We start from the raw sequence: 19,041 nt of genomic DNA on the forward strand, positions 1-19,041 counted from the left end.
CAATGACGCCGAGACCTCCTGCTTCCGGCGAGTCCGCGACGTCCGGCTGGGCGCGCCGGTTCCGGCGGCGGATGCGCCTCGGCGCCGCCGGATTCGTCGTGCTGTTCGTGGCGGTCGCGGTGAAGCTGACCGATGCCACGGTCATCGATCCGCTTCCGCCGAACCAGGCGGCGCTCTCGGCGCTCAGGCCCGACCTGAGCACCAGACCCCTGGAACCGGACCGCGCCGCCATTCTCGATCGCAATGGGCGGCTGCTGGCCGTCTCGCTGCCCGGCGCCTCGCTCTATGCCGATCCGCGCCAGATTCGCCATCCGTGGCGCGACGCCAGGGCGCTGGCCACGAAGATCGCGGGCCTGGACGTCAGATCGACGGCGCGCCGGCTCGGCATGAAGCATTACGGATTCGTCTATATCTCCCGGCACCTCACCGCCACGCAGGAGCTCGCGGTGAACCGGCTCGGCATTCCCGGCCTGTATTTCCAGAGAACCTGGCAGCGGCATTATCCGCAGGGCGACCTTGCCGCGCATATCCTGGGCGGCGTCACCCCGGGCCAGCACGGCCTTTCCGGAGTTGAGGCCTATTACGACAAGCGGCTGCTGAGCAAGCCCGGCCAGCCGCTGCGCCTGTCGATCGACCTGCGGGTGGAGGCCATCGTCCACCACGAGGTCGCGCGCGCCATGCGCGACTACAAGGCACGCGGCGCCTGCGGAATCGTGGAATCGATGAGCGGGCGGATCGTCGCCATGGTCAGCCTGCCGGATTACAACGCCAACGATTACCACGACGCGCCGGCCGACTCCCTGTTCGACCGCTGCATCTCGGGCGACTACGAGCCTGGCAGCGTGATGAAGCTGATGACCCTGCCGGCGGCGCTGCAATCGGGGCTGATGCATTACTGGGACAAGTTCAACACGACCCATCCGCTCGTCATGAACGGCTTCGCGATCACCGACTACGAGCCGGTGCACCGCTGGCTGGCGATGCCGTCGATCCTTGCGTATTCGTCGAATATCGGGGCCTCGCGGATCGCGACCATCCTCGGGCCGAAACTGCAGCGCGCCTGGCTGCGCAAGATGGGATTCTTCAAGCCGCCGCCGATCCAGATGACCGGCGCCCAGCCGCCGATCTGGCATCCCGCCGATACCTGGAAGCTGCTGACGACGATGACGGTGAGCTTCGGCAACGGCATCGCCATGGCGCCGCTGACGCTTGTCAATGCCGTGGTCGCGGACGTGAACGGCGGCATCCTCTTCCGCCCGACGCTGCTCGCGCGCCGGCCCGGCGCGCCGCCGCGCACGGGCGTCCGGGTCATGCGGCCGGGCGTATCGGAAACGATGAGGCGGCTGATGCGGGGCGTCGTGCTGTCGGGAACCGGCGTCTACGCGCGGGTGAAGGGATATCGCGTCGGTGGCAAGACCGGCACGGCGCAGGTCGTCGGCCGGGATGGCCGCTATCGGAACCATCTCAACAACTCGTCCTTCATGGCGGTGTTTCCGGCCGACGATCCGCGCTACGTCATCTACGTGCTGGTGATCCATCCGAGGCCGACGAAGAAGATGGCCGGATTTTCGCACGGCTTCACCACCGGCGGCTATGTCGCCGCGCCGGCGGTCGGGCGGATCATTGCGCGGATCGGCCCGATGCTCGGCATCGCCCCCCTGGAAGGCGCACGGCTTGCCGAGGTGAACCGGCGGTTCGACATTCCGCTCGACCCTCCCGTTCCGCCGGGGCGCACCGCGCTCGGCCCGGGTCATCCGTTTCCGCCCGGCGCCAATGCCTACGCCTATATCCTCGCGCACAGGAAGCCGCCGCGCCATCCGGACCGGCTCGCGGCGCGGCAGGCCCTGAAACGTGTCGAACTGGCAACGCCGGGCGTGGCGCTGCCCGCCGCGCCGCCCACCGTCCAGCGCATCGCGACGCGGGACGCCGCCCCCCACGCATGATGCGGAAGGCGGCGGGCCAGGCTTGGAGGCCTCACCACGGTCGCGTATGAGTGCGGGATGACGCCTGCCGGTGAGCACGAGCTGGGTGGGACGGAACCGGCCGGCGCAAAGGCCGCCGGCCGGCCGAGTTCCCTGGATGCCTATGAAAGCCTGCTCTCGGCCATCGAGGGCGGCGAGTTCGCGCCCGGCGCCCGGCTCCGCGAGGTCGAACTCGCGCGACGCTTCGGGATCAGCCGCACGCCGGTCCGCGAGGCGTTGAAGCGCCTCGAGCATCAGGGGCTTGTCGTCCACGAACCCCATCACGGCGCGATCGTGGCGACACTCGACGATACCCAGCTGGCGGAGCTTTATGAAATGCGCGAGGTCCTGGAAGGAACCGCCGCGCGCCTCGCCGCGCTTCACGCGACCGAGGCGGAGATTTCGCTTCTGGCCGCCCTCGTCGAGCGCGACGCGGCGCTGGTCGACCGGCCCGAGGAGCTGGCGGCCAACAACCGCATCTTTCACCGGCAGATCCGGAACGCGGCGCGCAACCGCTACCTCAACGGAATGCTCGAAAGCATGCGCCTCTCGCTCGCTTTGCTGGGCGGCACCACCCTCGCGGTCCAGGGGCGCGGAGCCGACTCCGTCGCGGAGCACCGCGCGGTCGTCGAGCGGATCGCCGCGCGGGATTCCGCCGGCGCCGAGCGCGAGGCCCGCGCCCATATCCGCGCCGCCTACCGTGCCCGTATCCTCCGCGCGCCCGGCTAGAGCATCTTTATCCGATCAGATGGAGTCATCTGATCGGATAAAGATGCTCTAATTATCAATATCATAGAGCACTACATCCGATCCGGATGGATCGGATGGTGCTCCAAACCGGTAGCCGCGGCACTCCCCCTGCTTCGTGATATTCCCTTGCCGCAGAAGACCGCTCGCCGATTCAGATCCACGATGCGCCTGCCCCGGGAGACATCCGGATGCGTTCCGCATCAAAAAAGAGCCAGCGGCGTGCATGCCGCTGGCTCGAATTCCGGCCGGGCGGGGCCCCGCCGGATCGCGGGAAACCCGGTTCAGGGCATCAGAACACGGTCGATCACCTGAATGACGCCGTTCGACTGATTGACGTCGTATGTCTCGATCTGCGCCACATTGCCCTTGCCATCGACGACCTCGATATTGTGCGGGCCGTTCATCCGGAAGGTGAGGTCGTGCCCCTTGTCGAGGGTCGGCAGTTTCACCATGCCGCCATGGCCTTCGATGTCGGCGCGCAGGGTGTCGAAGGTGAAGTCACCAGGGACGACGTGATAAAGCAGGATCGAGGTGAGTTCCGCCTTGTTCTTCGGCTCGAGAAGCGTGGCGACCGTACCTTTCGGCAGCATGTCGAAAGCCTCGTTGGTCGGCGCGAAAACGGTGAACGGCCCCTTGCCCTCGAGCGCCTTCACGAGGCCGGCGGCCTTCACGGCGGCCACCAGCGTCGTGTTGTCCTTCGAGTTCACGGCATTCTGCACGATGTTCCGGGTGGGATACATCGGCGCGCCGCCGACCATCACCGAATCGTTCGTCATCGCGGCGAAGGCCGCGCCGCAGGCGGCGAGGGCAAGCGCGCTGCCCAGGGCCAGATGGCTGAGTTTCATGGTCCGTCATCTCCTCTGCTCGATCGCCGGCGGCGATCTCATGCCCCGGTTACGCAGCGGGCATTCAAACGGATGAGTTGCGGAAAGATTTCCTCGGTCACGAGATCGTGAGGACAGGAGTGCGAGGCGGCCATTCGTGCCGCCCCGCCGGCAGATCAGCTGCGATAGCTGCCGTTGATGTCGATATAGCCATGCGTGAGGTCGCAGGTCCAAACCCGCCCGCGCCCGCGCCCCAAGCCGAGATCGACATCGATACGGATGTCCGACCCGCGCATATGCGCGACCACCGGCGCCTCGTCGTAGCCCTCGACCACCCGCCCGTCGCGGGCCATCCAGACGCCGCCGACGGCCACCGCCAGCCGGTCGCGGTCGGCCGGCTCGCCGGACTTGCCCACCGCCATGACGATCCGCCCCCAGTTTGCGTCCTCGCCCGCCACGGCGGTCTTGACCAGCGGCGAATTCGCGATTGCGAGCCCGATCCGCCGCGCCGAGCGCGCGGAGACGGCGCCGGCGACGTTGATCTCGATCAGTTTCCGCGCCCCTTCGCCGTCGCGCACCACCATCAGGGCCAGATCATGCAGCACGGCGTTCAACGCCCGGCGAAAGGCGGCCAGGTCGCGCGCGTCTTCGACGGGTGGATTTCCGGCCGCGCCGGTCGCGAACAGCAGCACCGTATCGGACGTCGACGTGTCCGAATCCACGGTGATCGAATTGAAGCTGGGGCCGACGCCGCGGCGGAGCAGCGCCTGCAGGGTCGCGGCGGGCACCGCCGCGTCGGTCACGATGCAGGCGAGCATCGTCGCCATGTCGGGCGCGATCATGCCGCTGCCCTTGGCGATCCCGGAAATCCGCACCTCGACCCCGCCGATCTTCGCCGTGCGGGTCGACGCCTTGGGAAAGGTGTCGGTCGTCATGATCGCGCGCGCGGCCTGCGCCCAGCGCTCCGGCGCCAGATCGGCGGCGAGCCCATCCATGACCGCGACGATCCGCTCCGCCGGCATCGGCTCCCCGATCACGCCGGTCGACGCCAGGAACACCTGCTCCGGAGCGCATCCGAGCGTGCGCGCCGCAGCTTCGGCGCTCAGCCGCGCCGCCGCCGCACCTGCCGCGCCGTTGAAGACGTTGGCGTTGCCGGCATTGACGACGAGGCCCCGCGCGGTTCCGCCGGGCAGGATGTCGCGGCACCAGGTCACCGGCGCGCCGGGACACTTGTTGCGGGTAAAGACGCCCGCAACCGTCGTGCCGGGCGCGAAGGAAGCGAGCAGCACGTCATCCCGCCCGCGGTAACGGATGCCGGCGGCGGCGGTCGCAAACCGCACGCCGCCGATGGCCGGAAGCTCGGGCAACGGCACCGCCAGCGGCGATACCGGCAGGTCCTTCGCCACGGCGTCCCGCTCAGTTCTTCGCGGGCGCGGCGGAAGCGCCGCCCTGCACCGGCGTGCCGTCCGGATTGAAGAGCTTGATATCCAGCCCCTTGCGCGCATCCTCCAGCGCGGCGGTGACCGCCTTGTTGGTGATCTGCTGCCGGATCTGGTCCTTCACATCCGCCAGCGGCGGCACCGGCTTCTCGCGCTTGCCCTGGCTCTCGATGACATGCCAGCCGAACTGCGAATGAACGGGTGTCTTGGTGTAGGTGCCCGGCTTCAGGGCAAAGGCCGCATCCGCGAAGGGCTTCACCATCTCGTCCTTGGTGAACCAGCCCAGTTCGCCGCCGTTCTTGGCGCCGGGATCGATGCTGTACTTCTTCGCGAGGGCGGAGAACTTCGCACCCTTGCCCAGCTGGGCGATGATCTTCTCGGCTTCCTGCTGGGTCTTCACCAGGATCTGCCGCGCCTTTACTTCCTCGGGCTGCTTCGCCTTCACGTAATGCGCGTCGTAATAGGCCTTCACCGCCGCATCCGTCAGCTTCGGCTCGACCAGCGCGCGGAGATAGGCGCGTTCAAGCGCCTGGTCCGCTGCCGCCTTCATTTCGGCGGCCACCTTCGGATCCTTGGCGGTGCCGGCCTTGCGGGCCTTGACCAGCAGGGCGCGCTCATCGACGAGGCGGTTGAGAAGCACCGGGAAAAGCTCCTGCGGCGGCGCGTTCTGCAACTGCGGCGGGAGATCCTGCGCCGCCTTGGCGACGTCCGAAAGGTGGATGTCATGGCCATCGACGATCGCGACAACCGTGTCCTTCTGCGCCTTCGCGGCGGGCTGGGCCTTGGTTGCGGCCGCCGGTGCCGCTGCACCCGCATCGCCGCCGGTGGCCGCCTGCGCGGGGCCGGCCAACCCCAGCGCAATCACCGCGGCGAAGGCGAAACCGACCGAATATCCTGAGAGAGAACGCTTCATGCTGCTGGTCCCTAGTGGAAATCGGCCGCACCATGACTGAAGCGCGCATCGCCCGCAACCCGCCCGCCTCCGGCTTCGCTTACATTTGCGGCCATGCCCCCACCCGTAACGATGCTTGATTTGACCAGATCGGCGCACACTCTTATGTCAGATCAGCGCCCGCAGTCCGGCCGCCGCGCAGAATGGCGCGCGGGCGGGCTGCCTTCACACCCAGACCACTCGGGACAGACAGTTTCAGACTCGCGGATAGACCGGAAGCTCGCTCCAACATGTTCTCAAGCATCGCCCGCGCCATCATCGGCACCAGCAACGACCGCGCGCTGAAAGCCTATCGCCGCCGCATCGCCGAAATCAATGGCCACGAAGCCGCCCTGGCCACGCTCGATGATGCGGCCCTCCAGGGCAAGACCTCCGAATTCCGCGACCGCCTCGCCGCCGGCGAAAGCCTCGACCGCCTGCTGCCCGAGGCGTTCGCCGTCTGCCGCGAAGCCGCGAAGCGCGTGCTCGGCATGCGCCATTTCGACGTGCAGCTGATCGGCGGCATGGTGCTGCACGATGGCAAGATCGCCGAGATGAAGACCGGCGAGGGCAAGACGCTCGTCGCCACCCTGCCGGTCTATCTCAACGCGCTCAGCGGCAAGGGCGTGCATGTCGTCACCGTCAACGATTATCTCGCCAAACGCGACGCCGGCTGGATGGGCCAGCTCTACAACTTCCTCGGCCTGTCCGTAGGCGTGATCGTGCCCGGGCTGGAGGACGATGCGCGGCGCGACGCCTACGCGGCCGACATCACCTACGGCACCAACAACGAGTTCGGCTTCGACTATCTGCGCGACAACATGAAATACGCGCTGGCCGACATGGTGCAGCGCGACTTCAATTACGCGATCGTCGACGAGGTCGACTCGATCCTGATCGACGAGGCCCGCACCCCGCTGATCATCTCCGGCCCCTCCGACGAGCCGACCGAACTCTACAACCAGGTCGACGGCATCGTGAAGCAGCTTGTCGAGGACCCCGATACCTACGACAAGGACGAGAAGTTCAAGACGGTGAACCTCACCGAGCTCGGCTCCGAGCGGGTCGAGCAGATGCTCTCCGAGGCCGGGCTGCTCACCGAGGGCAATCTCTACGACGTCTTCAACGTCTCGCTGGTGCATCACACGAACCAGTCGCTGCGCGCGCACACGCTGTTCACCCGCGATGTGGATTACATCGTCAAGGACGGCCAGGTCATCATCATCGACGAGTTCACCGGCCGCATGATGGAGGGCCGCCGCTATTCCGACGGGCTGCACCAGGCGCTGGAAGCCAAGGAGCACGTCACGGTCGAGCGCGAGAACCAGACCCTCGCCTCGATCACCTTCCAGAACTATTTCCGCCTTTACCCCAAGCTCTCCGGCATGACCGGCACGGCGATGACCGAGGCCGACGAGTTCGACGAGATCTACAAGCTCGCGGTGGTCGAAATCCCGACCAACGTGCCGGTCGCCCGCAAGGACGGCGATGACGAGGTCTACCGCTCGGCCGACGAGAAATACGAGGCCGTCGCCGCGCTGATCGAGGAATGCCGCCAGCGCCAGCAGCCGGTGCTGGTGGGCACCACCTCGATCGAGAAATCGGAGATCATCTCGAACCTGCTCAACAGCCGGAAAATTCCCCACGCCGTGCTGAACGCGCGGTTTCACGAGCAGGAAGCGGCGATCGTCGCCGAAGCCGGCGCGCCGGGTGCTGTCACGATCGCGACAAACATGGCCGGCCGCGGCACCGACATCAAGCTCGGCGGCAATCTCGAGATGCGGTTGAAGACCGAACTCGAAAGGCTGCCCGAATCCGCCCGCCCGGCACGCGAGGCGGAGATCCGCGCCGAGATCGAGGCGGCGCACGACATCGTCCATGCCGCCGGCGGCCTGTTCGTGATCGGTACCGAGCGGCACGAGAGCCGCCGGGTCGACAACCAGCTGCGCGGCCGCTCCGGCCGCCAGGGAGACCCCGGCGCCTCGCGCTTCTTCCTCTCCCTCGAAGACGACCTGATGCGGATCTTCGGCTCCGACCGGATGGGCCCGATGCTGGAGAAGCTCGGTCTCAAGGACGGCGAGGCGATCATCCATCCGTGGATCAACAAGGCCCTCGAAAAGGCCCAGAAGAAGGTCGAGGCGCGGAACTTCGACACCCGCAAGAACCTTCTCAAATACGATGACGTGATGAACAACCAGCGCAAGGAGGTTTATGCCCAGCGCCGCGAGTTCATGCGCGCCGAAAGCGTCGCCGATGTGATCGGCGAAATGCGCGCCGACACGATCGCCCAGATGGTCGAGCGGCGAATCCCCGAGAAGGCCTATGCCGAGCAGTGGGAAAGCGCGGAACTCGCCGAGGACGTGAAGCGCGTGTTCGGCCTGGAGCTGCCGGTCGTCGACTGGGCCGCCGAGGAAGGCATCGACGAGAGCCATCTGCGCGAGCGCATCAGCGAGGCGGTCGAGGCCCACATGGCCGCCAAGGCCGCCAATTTCGGCCCGGATTTCATGCGCTTCCTCGAGAAATCGATCCTGCTGCAAACGCTGGATCATCTCTGGAAGGAACATCTGCTCGCGCTTGACCATCTGCGTCAGGGCATCGGCCTGCGCGCCTATGGCCAGCGCGACCCGCTCAACGAATACAAGGCCGAGGCCTTCGCCCTGTTCACCGCGATGCTCGAGGACCTGAAGGAACAGGTCTCGTCGGTGCTCGCACATGTTGAACTCGGCTCCGACCCGGCCACGGCACCGGCGCCCGCCTTCGATCCGGCATCGATGTTCACCAGCCATCCCGCCAGCGGCCCGTATGACGGCGTCGCCCTGGCGGAACCGCAGCCGACGCTCGCGCCGGAGATGGCGGTCAGCACCTACCGGGCCGAATCGGTTGATCCCAACCGACCGGAGACCTGGGCGTCCACGCCGCGCAATGCCGCCTGCCCATGCGGCTCGGGCAAGAAATACAAATACTGCCACGGCAGGGTGACCTGATCGGATGCGGCTCCGGCCTCTTCTTGCCGCACCGCTCTTTCTGCCCTCGATGCTGGCCGGCATCGTTCCCACCGCAACCGCTGCACCGCGGGCGACGGTGTTCGTCGCCCCGATCGACTTGTTCGACACGGCGGCCGACCAAAGGCCGGCCGTCGTCGCCGACCAGCGTCTTTGGCTGCATGAGGCCGCCGCCAGGATCCGGGCCGATCTCGACCATGCCGGTCCGGTCAAGGCCGTCGGTACCGTGGAGACGCGCGCGAGAATGGCGCCGATCAACGACGATTACGATCATCCGTCGACCTGCCCGGAATGCCTCGCCACCGCCGCGAGGAAGGCGCACGCCCGGTTCCTCTTCGTCGGCACCCTGCACCGGGTCAGCGATCTGATCGTCTATCTGAAGGGCTATCTGCTCGACCTGCGTTCCGGGCGCGAGTTGATGGGAAGAACCTTCGAAGTGAAATCCGACGACCACATCATGCTCGACCGCGTGGCCGACCGGATGGCCACAGCCATCGAACGCCATCTGCCGCACTGATTTTCCTGAGGCTGGCCAGGGGAGGCCCTGCCTATTGCCCGATATTGCGCCCGATGCCCGTCGTCATGCCGGGCACGAGCGCCGGAGTCCCGCGATCACGCAGGCTCTTCGACCTCGACACTGAGCCTTTGCGTAAGGTCGATGAGTTCCGTCCGCAGCCGTTCAAACTGCAGATCGTCGAGACCTGCGCGGCAGCGCACCTTATGCTGCACGGCGGAAAGCTGGGCGGCGGCAGCGTGGCTCTTGGCGGTCAGCTTGACGACAACCACGCGCTCGTCGGCCTGGCTGCGTTCCCGTGACACCCACCCGGCCTCGGCCAGACGCTTGAGCAGCGGCGTTACCGTCGCCGCATCGAGGCGGAGCGCCTCCGCAATGCCGTTGACCGTGGACTCGGCGCGCTCGAACAGCACGAGCAGGACGATGTATTGCGGATAGGTCAGGCCGAACTCGGCCAGCAGGGGGCGATATACCCGCGTGATCGCATGTGTCGCGGCATAGAGCGCAAAACAGAGCTGCTCGCCCAGACACAGATTGCTGAAACCCTCACGCGCTGCGGCCATCTGACCCGATCCCGTTGCTTTTGCCAAATCGGCAGGCGCGTTCCGAATCGCCCCGTGCACCACCGCCAGAGCCTAAATGACAAAAAAATGGAAACGGCACAAATACGAACCGCCCCGGACGGTGCCGGGGCGGCTGCATGCCGAAATCCGCTTCGCTCAGCGCTTGGAGAACTGGAAGCTCCGGCGGGCCTTCGCCTTGCCGTATTTCTTGCGCTCCACCGTGCGCGGGTCGCGGGTGAGGAAGCCCGCCGCCTTGAGAATGCCGCGCAGGTCCGGCTCGTAATAGGTCAGCGCGCGGGAAATGCCGTGCCGCACCGCGCCGGCCTGGCCCGAAAGCCCGCCGCCGGTGACGGTCGCCATCACGTCGAACTGATTGTAGCGGTCGGCGACGAGGAACGGCTGGGTGATCAGCATCCGCAACACCGGCCGCGCGAAATACTGTGCCGCCTTGCGGCCATTGATCACGATCTCGCCCTTACCCGGCTTGATCCAGACCCGGGCGACCGCGTCCTTGCGGCGGCCGGTTGCGTAGGAGCGGCCCAACGCATCGCGCTTCGGCTCGCGCTTGGGGGCCTCGGCGTCGGCGGCGGTGCCGGCGGTCGGGGTGATGATGGTCTTCAGATCGGCGAGCGTACCGGTTCCGGACATGTTCACGCCCTCGCGTTACGGTTGGTGTTCTTGCGGTTCAGCGCCGCGACGTCGAGCGCCTGCGGCTGCTGGCCATGATGCGGATGCGACGGACCGGCATAGATGTGCAGGTTCTTCATCTGCTGGCGCTGCAGCGGTCCACGGGTGATCATTCGCTCGACCGCCTTTTCGATCACGCTTTCCGGATTCTTGCCTTCGAGGCGCTGGCGGATTGACCGCCCCTTGATGCCGCCCGGATAGCCGGTGTGGTAGTAGAAGACGGAATCGTCCATCTTCTTGCCCGTCACCTTCACCTTTTCCGCGTTGACGACAATGATGTGGTCACCGCAGTCGACATGCGGGGTGAATTGCGGCTTGTGCTTGCCGCGCAGACGATTGGCGATCAGGGCGGCGAGCCGGCCGAGCACAAGCCCGTCGGCGTCGATCAGCACCCAGTCCTTCTGCACGTCCGCCGGTTTCAGCGAAACGGTGGTCTTCATGACGGGAGTCCTCGTGACATCATCCATACGATGGCGGCGCGTATGCGCGAAATGCGCCATCGCGTCAAGCGGATCAGTGAGCGGTAACCGATTACCGCAAAGCGGACGCGGTCGCTTCCAGGGCCGTCGGCACCGGCGTGGATGCCGAAAATCCGAGGGAATCCCTGGCAAGGGCGACATCGGCATGAAACGAGCCGGCGAAGCTTCGCCACGACTCACCCTGCCCGGCCATGCGTGCGGCCGCGCCCAGCCATGAGGGCGGAAACGGCAGCAGCGTGACCCGCCGGCCGAGGCCACGGCCCAGCGCGCGGATCAGCCCTGTCGTTGAAACCGGCTCGGGATGCGCGCCGATCACGCAGTCCGGCGGATCTTCCGCGCTCACCGCCCGCTCGATCAGGAGGGCGAGATCGTTCACCGCGATGAAGCTGCGGGCATTGCTGATGGCGCCGAAGGGCAGCGGCAAGCCACGGCGGATCAGCCGGACAAGTCGCGGAATGTTGCCGGCACATCCCGGCCCGATCACCGCGCAGGGCCGCACGATCACCAGCCGCGTCGCGCTGCCGGCCACCGCCGCCCGCACGGCGGCCTCGCCTTCGAGCTTGCTTGCGGCATAAGCGTCGTCCGGCCGGGGGGCGCTGATCTCGTCGAACATCTCGTCCCGCCGCTTGCCGAACACCGCCGCCGAGGAAACCAGAACCAGGCGCGGCACCCCGCGCGCGACCGCGGCCTCGGCCACCCGGCGGGCCGCCGTCACATTCGCCGCCGCCAGCGCCGCCGGATCAACGCCGGTGCGATGCGCCAGTCCCGCCGCGTGAACCACCGCGCCGACCCCGCGCATCGCGTTGACGAGGGCGGGAGCGGGGGCGGCAAGGTCCCCGGCGTCGACCGCGCGCGCCGCCCCGGGCACCGCGCGCGCGCGACGCAGCGCGACGACGACTTCCGCGCCCGACAGGGCAAGGCGGGCAGTCACCGCCCGGCCGATGAACCCGGCGGCCCCGCTGACCAGTACCGTCCGTTCGCTCATGAGCCGTTCCGTCGGCGGGACGTCGTCACGCCCGCTTCGGCGCCCTCGCCCTGAGCGCGGCAAGTTCCGCCTGCAGCCTCTCGACCTCGGCGCGCAGGGTCTCGATTTCCTCGGCGGCGCCATGATCGTCCGCACCGGCGGCGGATGCCTCGCCCTGCGCCCCGAACGGCGAGAACAGGCTCATGGCCCGTTCCATCATCGCCATGTTCTGGCGGCCGATCTCTTCCATGCCGGGGGGGATGAAATTTCCCATCGTCTGCTGCATCGCCGCGCGCATCTGCGACTGCTGGCGGCTGAACTGGCTCATCGCCTGCTCGAGAAAGCGCGGCACGACGCCCTGCATGTTGTTTCCGTACAGACCGATAAGCTGGCGGAGGAAATTGGTCGGCAGCATGGCCTGGCCAACCTTGCTCTCCTCCTCGACGATGATCTGGGTGAGCACCGCCCGGGTGATGTCCTCGCCCGTCTTGGCGTCGAATACTTCGAAATCGCGCCCTTCCCGCACCATTTCCGAAAGGGTTTCGAGCGTGATGTAGGTCGAGCTTTCGGTATTGTACAGGCGCCGGTTGGCGTATTTCTTGATGACGATCGGCTTGGTGCCGTCCGGCGTCTGAGGCATTTTCTTCGCCCTTTCCCCTCGTCGCAAGGCGTGGAATCCGGTCGCCGTTGATTCGGCAGTTTGCAATGCAACACCATGACAGAGACGAACGGCAAAGGCCAGCACCGCCTCATGCCAGTTCGAGGAGCATCCGCAGTCCGACCAGGCCGAGCATCGCGGCGAGCAGCAACCGCAGCAGGCGCTCGGGGGCGCGCTTCACGAACAGGCTGCCGATCACGACGCCGGGAAGCGATCCGGCGAGGAGGGCGCCGAGCATCGGCGCATCGATTCCGTGCAGCCAGAGCCGGCCAAACCCGGCAACCAGCGTCAGCAGCAGCGCATGGGCGATGTCGGAGCCGACCACCTCCCGCATCGACAGCCGCGGGTAGAGATAGATGAGCGCGACCGTGCCGAGCGCGCCGGCGCCGACCGAGGAGAGCGTCACCGTCACGCCCAGCACGATCCCGAGAGCGATGGTCATCCATGCCGGTGGCGCACGATGCAATCCGCCGGCGCCGCGATGCGTGACCCAGGGCTTCACAGCAAGCGAAGCCGCCGCGAACAGCAGCATCGCGCCGAGCAGCAGCAGGCTGAGCCGGTTCGCCGCGGCACCGTGAACGCCGAGGCGGGCAAGCAGCAGGATCGCCAGCGCGGCGCCCGGCACGCTGCCGGCGCCAAGGCGCCAGACCACCGGCCACGCCACGGTGCGGTTCGCGCCGTGAACCGCGGTCCCGACCGCCTTGGTGAAGGCCGCAAACAGCAGGTCGGTGCCGATTGCGGTGGAGGCGCGGATGCCGAAGAGCAGAACGAGGATCGGCGTCATCACCGATCCGCCGCCCACGCCGGTGAGCCCGATGAGCAGGCCGACGACGAACCCGGTGAGCACGAATGCCGGCGACATGGCCACTCCTTGTCAGGCGACCACTGGCAGAAGGGACGCCTTTCGCGCTAGAAAATCCTCGGTATAGCGCGGTTGCCAGGATGCCTCATGACAGACGCCGGACAGGGCGACAAGCACGAAGCCGAACCTCCGAACGCCGAATCGCGCCTCGGCGAGCTTGCGCGCGACTGGATCACGCTCTGGCAGAGCGAGTTGACCGCCCTCGCGCAGGATCGCGAGTGGCGCGAGGGCTGGACCGGATTGATGACGCTCTGGGCCGGCGCCGCGACCGCCGCGATCGGCACGGCCGAGGCGCTGTCCCGCCATGACCCGCCCCGACGCGCCCGGCCCGATGGAGCGCCGCGGCCCGCGTCCTCTCCTGCTGCACCTGATGCTGGCGGCGATGCGGTCGAACGCCTCCATCGCCGCATTGCCGAACTTGAGGCACGTCTGGCCGCACTGGAACGCGACGGACAGTCTGGCGGATCCTGATTTCGCCGCGGCGGTGGTGCGCGAGGCCCTTGCGCAGGATGCCGCCCTGCTCGCCGGCATCGCCGCCTATCGCCGCCACCCGTGGCGCCGCACCCTGGCCGATCCGCCTGCCGTATGGGCCGAGGGCTCTTCGCGTCTGCTCGACTACGGCGGCACCGGACCCGTGCTGTTCTTCGTCCCCAGCCTCGTCAACCGCGCCCATATCCTCGATCTCGCCGAGGACGCCTCGTTCCTGCGTTTTCTCGCGGCGCATGGCGCCCATCCGCTGCTGCTCGACTGGGGCTGGCCCGGCGCCATCGAACGGCAATTCACGCTGACCGACTATGTCGCCGGCCGCCTTGAACGGGCGCTGGAGGCGGTGGCCGGCCCGGTCGTCCTGGTCGGCTACTGCATGGGCGGGCTGCTGGCCCTGGCCGCCGCCCTGCGCGCGCCGGAGCGTATCCGTGCCCTCGCCCTGCTGGCGACGCCGTGGGATTTCCATGCCGAGGACGAGGAGGCGGCGCGCAGCCTCGCCACCAGCCTGCCCATCCTCGAACCGCTGATGGCGGCCACCGGCACAGTGCCGATCGACGCTCTGCAGACGCTGTTCGCAACCCTCGATCCGTTCGGCGTCACCGCGAAATACCGCGCATTCGCCGCCCTCGACCCCGCGAGCCCGCGCGCGGTCCGCTTCGTTGCGCTCGAGGATTGGCTGAACGACGGCGTGCCGCTCGCCGCCCCGGTGGCGCGGGAAACCCTTGGCGGATGGTATGGCGAGAACGCGACCGCGCAGGGCGCATGGCGCATCGCCGGCCTGCCGGTGAACCCCGCCGCCATCACCTGTCCCACCCTGATCGCGACACCGGCGCGCGACCGGCTGGTGCCCCCGGCCTCCGCCGCCGCCCTCGCCACGGTCGTTCCGCACGCTACGGTGATCGCGCCGAAGGCCGGCCACATCGGCATGATCGCCGGCATGAGCGCGCCGCAAGCCCTATGGCAACCATTCGGCGAATGGGTGGCCGGGCTGTAGCCCTTGCGGCGGCAAAGGTCTATGCTGCACCGCACGGAACCGAGAGGAGGAGCACAATGGACGACATCGTCATCGCCGCGGCCGCCCGCACGCCGGTCGGCAGCTTCAACGGCGCCTTTGCCGCCACCCCGGCGCATGTGCTGGGCGAGGTTGCCATCAGGGCCGCCATGGAGCGTGCCGGACTTTCCGCCGACGAGGTCGACGAGGTGATCCTCGGCCAGGTGCTCTCCGCCGGCGCGGGCCAGAACCCCGCCCGCCAGGCCGCGCGCAATGCCGGCATCCCGGATGCCAAGACCGCGTTCGGCATCAACCAGGTCTGCGGCTCCGGCCTGCGCGCCGTCGCGCTGGCCGCGCAGCAGGTGATGTCCGGCCAGTCCGATATCGTCATCGCCGGCGGCCAGGAGAGCATGTCGCTCAGCACCCATGTCGCCCATCTGCGGGCCGGCACCAAGATGGGCGATGTCAAGTTCATCGACTCCATGATCAAGGACGGGCTGTGGGATGCCTTCAACGGCTACCACATGGGCACCACCGCCGAGAACGTCGCCCGGTCCTATCAGATCACCCGCGAGGAGCAGGACGCCCTCGCCCTCGCCTCGCAGCAGAAGGCCTCGGCGGCGCAGAAGTCCGGCCGCTTCCGCGACGAGATCGCGCCGGTGACGATCGTCACACGCAAGGGCGAGGTCGTGATCGCCGATGACGAATACATCCGCCATGACGCCTCGGCCGAGAGCATGGCGAAGCTCAAGCCCGCCTTCTCGAAGGACGGCACCGTGACCGCCGGCAACGCCTCCGGCATCAACGACGGCGCCGCCGCCCTCGTCGTCATGTCGGCGAAGGAAGCGGCGAAGCGCGGCCTGACGCCGCTGGCCCGCATCGCCAGCTTCGCCACCGCCGGCGTCGATCCCGCGGTGATGGGCACCGGGCCGATCCCCTCCTCGCAGAAAGCGCTCGCCCGCGCCGGCTGGTCGGTCGCCGATCTCGACCTGATCGAGGCGAACGAGGCCTTCGCGGCACAGGCCTGCGCGGTGAACAAGGGCCTCAATCTCGACCCGGCGAAGGTCAACGTGAACGGCGGCGCCATCGCCATCGGCCACCCGATCGGCGCTTCGGGCGCGCGGGTGCTCACCACGCTCCTTTTCGAGATGCAGAAGCGCGACGCCCGCAAGGGGCTCGCCACGCTGTGCATCGGCGGCGGCATGGGCGTGGCCATGTGCGTCGAACGCTGAAACACCAGGGAGGAAACCAACCGGATGCGTAAGGTCTATTCCGGCGCCGTCGAGGCGCTCGCCGGTCTGCTGCGCGACGACATGACCATCCTCGCCGGCGGCTTCGGCCTGTGCGGCGTGCCGATGGCGCTGATCGAGGCCATCCGCGAGAGCGGGGTGCGCAACCTGACCATCGTCTCCAACAATGCCGGGATCGACGGGGTCGGTCTCGGCATCCTGCTCGACACGCGGCAGGTGAAGAAGATGATCTCCTCCTATGTCGGCGAGAACGCCACCTTCGCCCGGCAGTATCTCGCCGGCGAGCTGGAGATCGAGTTCAACCCGCAGGGCACGCTGGCCGAGCGCATCCGCGCCGGCGGTGCCGGCATCCCGGCCTTCTTCACCGCCACCGGCTATGGCACCCAGGTTGCCGAAGGCAAGGAAACCCGCGAGTTCGACGGCCGGCACTACGTGATGGAACGCGGCATTTTCGGCGATCTCGCCGTGGTCCATGCCTGGAAGGGCGATACCGAGGGCAATCTCGTCTACCGGAAGACGGCGCGGAACTTCAATCCGATCTGCGCTGCCGCCGCGAAAGTGACGGTCGCCGAGGTCGAGGAACTCGTCGAACCCGGCACGATCGACCCCGACCACATCGTCACCCCCGGCATCTACGTCAAACGCATCGTCAAGCTCGCGCACGTCGAGAAGCACATCGAGAAACGCACCGTCCGCGAGCGGGCCTGAGGAGGGAAACATGCCCTGGACACGCGATCAGATGGCGGCCCGCGCCGCCCGTGAACTGAAGGACGGCTTCTACGTCAATCTCGGCATCGGCATCCCGACGCTGGTGGCGAACCACATTCCCGAGGGCATCTCCGTGCAGCTGCACTCGGAGAACGGCATGCTCGGCATCGGCCCCTTCCCCTACGAGGGCGAGGAGGACGCCGACCTGATCAACGCCGGCAAGCAGACCGTGACCGCATTGCCGACCACGAGCTATTTCGATTCTGCCCAGTCCTTCGCCATGGTGCGCGGCGGGCATATCGATATTTCGATCCTGGGCGCGCTGCAGGTGGCCGAGAACGGCGATCTCGCGAACTGGATGATCCCCGGCAAGATGGTGAAGGGCATGGGCGGGGCGATGGACCTCGTCGCCGGCGTGCCGCGCGTCGTCGTGCTGATGGAGCACACGGCGAAGGGCGAGCCCAAGATCCTGAAGAAATGCACTCTGCCGCTCACCGGCAAGGGTGTGGTCAGCATGATCGTCACCGACATGGCGGTGTTCGAGGTCGACCATGCACGATCCCCGTCGCTCGTCCTGGTCGACAAGCCCGACGATGTGACGATCGAGCAGATCCGCGACGCGACCGAAGCCGATTTCGTGGTGCACAGCACGATGCACCGTAACCCCGCCGCTGCGGAGATCGAGGAATGAGCACGAATACCGACCTTCATGCGCGGCGCGAGGCCGCCGTGGCCCGCGGTGTGGGCATCAGCCACCCGATGGCCTACACGGCCCGCGCCGAGAACGCCGAGCTGTGGGACGCGGACGGCAAGCGCTATATCGACTTCGCCGGCGGGATCGCGGTGCTCAACACGGGGCATCGCCATCCGAAGGTGATCGAGGCGGTGAAGGCGCAGCTCGACCGCTTTACCCATACCTGCTTCCAGGTCACGCCGTACGAGCCTTACGTGGCGCTCGCCGAACGGCTCAACGCGATCGCGCCGATCGAGGGGCCGGCCAAGACCGTGTTCCTGACCACCGGCGCCGAGGCGTTGGAAAACGCGATCAAGATCGCCCGCGCCGCCACCGGCCGCCCCGGCGTGATCACCTTCGCCGGCGGGTATCACGGCCGCACCCTGCTGACCATGGCGATGACCGGCAAGGTCATTCCCTACAAGAAGCGCTTCGCGCCGATGCCGGCCGAGATCTACCACGCGCCCTTCCCGTACGAGCCCTTCGGCGTCAGCGTGGCCGACAGTATCCGCGGCATCGACATGCTGTTCCGTGCCGATATCGAGCCCGAGCGCGTTGCCGCCATCGTGATCGAGCCTGTCCAGGGCGAGGGCGGGTTCATCCCGGCGCCGACCGAGCTGCTGGTGGCGCTGCGCGAGATCTGCGACCGCCACGGTATCCTGCTGATCGTCGACGAGGTGCAGACCGGTTTCGGCCGCACCGGGAAGATGTTCGGCATCGAGCATTCGGGCGTCAAGCCGGACCTGATGACGATCGCGAAATCCCTCGCCGGCGGCTTCCCGCTCTCCGGCGTGATCGGCCGCGCCGCGGTGATGGATGCGCCGGAGCCCGGCGGCCTCGGCGGCACCTATGCCGGCAATCCGCTCGCCTGCGCCGCCGCCCTTGCCGTGCTCGACGTCATCCGGGATGAAAACCTGGTGGAGCGCGCCAATGCGATCGGCGCCACGATGAAGAGCCGGCTGGAACGCATCGCCTCGCGCAACGATGTGGCGCCGATCACCGCGATCCGCGGTCCGGGGGCGATGATCGCCTTCGACATCGTCAGGCAGCGCGGCAGCTACGAGCCCGACCCCGACACTACGAAGCAGGTCATCGCGCGCGCCCGCGAACACGGGCTCATCGTGATTTCCTGCGGCGTCTATGGCAACGCCATCCGCCTGCTGGTGCCGCTGACGGTGAGCGACACGGTTCTGGGCGAGGGGATGGACGCGCTGGAAGCCGCCCTCGCCGGCTGAGCCG

The 19,041-nt window shown here is 67.6% G+C and carries 19 protein-coding genes; 10 read left to right on the forward strand and 9 right to left on the reverse strand.

Annotated elements, in window-relative coordinates:
- Positions 1–2: 2 nt before the first annotated feature.
- Entirely contained in the window at positions 3–1,943 is a 1,941-nt protein-coding gene (locus ACRY_RS13680; RefSeq protein WP_012039904.1) for a peptidoglycan D,D-transpeptidase FtsI family protein, read from the forward strand.
- Between the two features lie 57 nt (positions 1,944–2,000).
- Positions 2,001–2,690 (forward strand): GntR family transcriptional regulator, encoded by a 690-nt coding sequence (locus ACRY_RS13685; protein WP_007424745.1) that lies wholly within the window; start codon positions 2,001–2,003, stop codon positions 2,688–2,690.
- Between the two features lie 302 nt (positions 2,691–2,992).
- Here the strand turns inward: ACRY_RS13685 and ACRY_RS13690 are convergent, their stop codons facing one another.
- From ACRY_RS13690 to ACRY_RS13700, 3 genes are all read right to left on the reverse strand, one after another.
- Positions 2,993–3,556 (reverse strand): fasciclin domain-containing protein, encoded by a 564-nt coding sequence (locus ACRY_RS13690; RefSeq protein WP_012039905.1) that lies wholly within the window; start codon positions 3,554–3,556, stop codon positions 2,993–2,995.
- A 155-nt stretch (positions 3,557–3,711) separates the two neighbouring features.
- Positions 3,712–4,941 (reverse strand): bifunctional glutamate N-acetyltransferase/amino-acid acetyltransferase ArgJ, encoded by a 1,230-nt coding sequence (gene argJ / locus ACRY_RS13695; RefSeq protein WP_012039906.1) that lies wholly within the window; start codon positions 4,939–4,941, stop codon positions 3,712–3,714.
- A gap of 10 nt (positions 4,942–4,951) precedes the next feature.
- A complete protein-coding gene (locus tag ACRY_RS13700) occupies positions 4,952–5,887 on the reverse strand; it encodes a peptidylprolyl isomerase (RefSeq protein ID WP_012039907.1) in 936 nt (311 codons plus the stop codon).
- A gap of 269 nt (positions 5,888–6,156) precedes the next feature.
- On the opposite strand from ACRY_RS13700, the gene secA reads away from it, so the two are divergent.
- Positions 6,157–8,889, forward strand: a complete 2,733-nt coding sequence (gene secA, locus ACRY_RS13705) for a preprotein translocase subunit SecA (protein ID WP_043509192.1) — start codon at positions 6,157–6,159, stop codon at positions 8,887–8,889.
- Between the two features lie 49 nt (positions 8,890–8,938).
- The gene (locus tag ACRY_RS13710; protein ID WP_231295263.1) at positions 8,939–9,424 is read left to right on the forward strand and encodes a DUF2380 domain-containing protein; all 486 of its coding nucleotides are present in this window, start codon (positions 8,939–8,941) and stop codon (positions 9,422–9,424) included.
- Positions 9,425–9,519: 95 nt separating this feature from the next.
- Here ACRY_RS13710 and ACRY_RS13715 read toward each other — a convergent pair whose 3' ends face one another.
- The 6 genes from ACRY_RS13715 to ACRY_RS13740 form a co-directional block, all read right to left on the reverse strand.
- Complete coding sequence (locus ACRY_RS13715; protein ID WP_007424751.1) at positions 9,520–9,984, reverse strand: MarR family winged helix-turn-helix transcriptional regulator; 465 nt, start codon at positions 9,982–9,984, stop codon at positions 9,520–9,522.
- A gap of 156 nt (positions 9,985–10,140) precedes the next feature.
- On the reverse strand, positions 10,141–10,632 hold the full coding sequence (rpsI, locus tag ACRY_RS13720; protein ID WP_007424752.1) for a 30S ribosomal protein S9: 492 nt from the start codon (positions 10,630–10,632) through the stop codon (positions 10,141–10,143).
- A gap of 2 nt (positions 10,633–10,634) precedes the next feature.
- Complete coding sequence (rplM, locus tag ACRY_RS13725; RefSeq protein WP_012039909.1) at positions 10,635–11,111, reverse strand: 50S ribosomal protein L13; 477 nt, start codon at positions 11,109–11,111, stop codon at positions 10,635–10,637.
- 91 nt (positions 11,112–11,202) lie between these two features.
- Positions 11,203–12,135, reverse strand: a complete 933-nt coding sequence (locus ACRY_RS13730; protein WP_012039910.1) for an NAD-dependent epimerase/dehydratase family protein — start codon at positions 12,133–12,135, stop codon at positions 11,203–11,205.
- 25 nt (positions 12,136–12,160) lie between these two features.
- Complete coding sequence (gene phaR / locus ACRY_RS13735; RefSeq protein ID WP_012039911.1) at positions 12,161–12,754, reverse strand: polyhydroxyalkanoate synthesis repressor PhaR; 594 nt, start codon at positions 12,752–12,754, stop codon at positions 12,161–12,163.
- 109 nt (positions 12,755–12,863) lie between these two features.
- Positions 12,864–13,634 carry a sulfite exporter TauE/SafE family protein gene (locus tag ACRY_RS13740; protein ID WP_012039912.1) on the reverse strand — a complete coding sequence of 257 codons (771 nt, stop codon included), beginning with the start codon at positions 13,632–13,634 and terminating at the stop codon, positions 12,864–12,866.
- A gap of 87 nt (positions 13,635–13,721) precedes the next feature.
- On the opposite strand from ACRY_RS13740, the gene ACRY_RS20270 reads away from it, so the two are divergent.
- From ACRY_RS20270 to gabT, 6 genes are read left to right on the forward strand one after another with little or no spacing between them, the layout of a single operon-like run.
- The gene (locus ACRY_RS20270) at positions 13,722–14,105 is read left to right on the forward strand and encodes a hypothetical protein (RefSeq protein ID WP_231295264.1); all 384 of its coding nucleotides are present in this window, start codon (positions 13,722–13,724) and stop codon (positions 14,103–14,105) included.
- Positions 14,053–15,114 (forward strand): alpha/beta fold hydrolase, encoded by a 1,062-nt coding sequence (locus tag ACRY_RS13745; RefSeq protein WP_231295265.1) that lies wholly within the window; start codon positions 14,053–14,055, stop codon positions 15,112–15,114. Before ACRY_RS20270 ends, ACRY_RS13745 begins: the two co-directional genes overlap by 53 nt.
- Positions 15,115–15,170: 56 nt before the next feature.
- Positions 15,171–16,343 (forward strand): acetyl-CoA C-acetyltransferase, encoded by a 1,173-nt coding sequence (locus ACRY_RS13750; RefSeq protein ID WP_007422197.1) that lies wholly within the window; start codon positions 15,171–15,173, stop codon positions 16,341–16,343.
- A gap of 24 nt (positions 16,344–16,367) precedes the next feature.
- Positions 16,368–17,069, forward strand: coding sequence for a CoA transferase subunit A (locus ACRY_RS13755; protein ID WP_012039915.1), 702 nt, complete (start codon positions 16,368–16,370; stop codon positions 17,067–17,069).
- Positions 17,070–17,079: 10 nt separating this feature from the next.
- Entirely contained in the window at positions 17,080–17,760 is a 681-nt protein-coding gene (locus ACRY_RS13760) for a CoA transferase subunit B (RefSeq protein ID WP_007422199.1), read from the forward strand.
- Positions 17,757–19,037 carry a 4-aminobutyrate--2-oxoglutarate transaminase gene (gabT, locus tag ACRY_RS13765; protein WP_007422200.1) on the forward strand — a complete coding sequence of 427 codons (1,281 nt, stop codon included), beginning with the start codon at positions 17,757–17,759 and terminating at the stop codon, positions 19,035–19,037. Before ACRY_RS13760 ends, gabT begins: the two co-directional genes overlap by 4 nt.
- The last annotated feature ends 4 nt before the right edge of the window (positions 19,038–19,041 follow it).

Source organism: Acidiphilium cryptum JF-5, from assembly GCF_000016725.1.
Classification (GTDB): Bacteria; Pseudomonadota; Alphaproteobacteria; order Acetobacterales; family Acetobacteraceae; genus Acidiphilium; species Acidiphilium multivorum.

Coding starts and splice junctions, on each gene's coding strand:
- ACRY_RS13680 (WP_012039904.1), top strand. CDS start 3: ATGACGCCGAGACCTCCTGCTTCCGGCGAGTCCGCGACGTCCGGCTGG.
- ACRY_RS13685 (WP_007424745.1), top strand. CDS start 2,001: ATGACGCCTGCCGGTGAGCACGAGCTGGGTGGGACGGAACCGGCCGGC.
- ACRY_RS13690 (WP_012039905.1), bottom strand. CDS start 3,556: ATGAAACTCAGCCATCTGGCCCTGGGCAGCGCGCTTGCCCTCGCCGCC.
- ACRY_RS13700 (WP_012039907.1), bottom strand. CDS start 5,887: ATGAAGCGTTCTCTCTCAGGATATTCGGTCGGTTTCGCCTTCGCCGCG.
- secA (WP_043509192.1), top strand. CDS start 6,157: ATGTTCTCAAGCATCGCCCGCGCCATCATCGGCACCAGCAACGACCGC.
- ACRY_RS13710 (WP_231295263.1), top strand. CDS start 8,939: ATGCTGGCCGGCATCGTTCCCACCGCAACCGCTGCACCGCGGGCGACG.
- ACRY_RS13715 (WP_007424751.1), bottom strand. CDS start 9,984: ATGGCCGCAGCGCGTGAGGGTTTCAGCAATCTGTGTCTGGGCGAGCAG.
- rpsI (WP_007424752.1), bottom strand. CDS start 10,632: ATGTCCGGAACCGGTACGCTCGCCGATCTGAAGACCATCATCACCCCG.
- rplM (WP_012039909.1), bottom strand. CDS start 11,111: ATGAAGACCACCGTTTCGCTGAAACCGGCGGACGTGCAGAAGGACTGG.
- ACRY_RS13730 (WP_012039910.1), bottom strand. CDS start 12,135: ATGAGCGAACGGACGGTACTGGTCAGCGGGGCCGCCGGGTTCATCGGC.
- phaR (WP_012039911.1), bottom strand. CDS start 12,754: ATGCCTCAGACGCCGGACGGCACCAAGCCGATCGTCATCAAGAAATAC.
- ACRY_RS13740 (WP_012039912.1), bottom strand. CDS start 13,634: ATGTCGCCGGCATTCGTGCTCACCGGGTTCGTCGTCGGCCTGCTCATC.
- ACRY_RS20270 (WP_231295264.1), top strand. CDS start 13,722: ATGACAGACGCCGGACAGGGCGACAAGCACGAAGCCGAACCTCCGAAC.
- ACRY_RS13750 (WP_007422197.1), top strand. CDS start 15,171: ATGGACGACATCGTCATCGCCGCGGCCGCCCGCACGCCGGTCGGCAGC.
- ACRY_RS13755 (WP_012039915.1), top strand. CDS start 16,368: ATGCGTAAGGTCTATTCCGGCGCCGTCGAGGCGCTCGCCGGTCTGCTG.
- ACRY_RS13760 (WP_007422199.1), top strand. CDS start 17,080: ATGCCCTGGACACGCGATCAGATGGCGGCCCGCGCCGCCCGTGAACTG.
- gabT (WP_007422200.1), top strand. CDS start 17,757: ATGAGCACGAATACCGACCTTCATGCGCGGCGCGAGGCCGCCGTGGCC.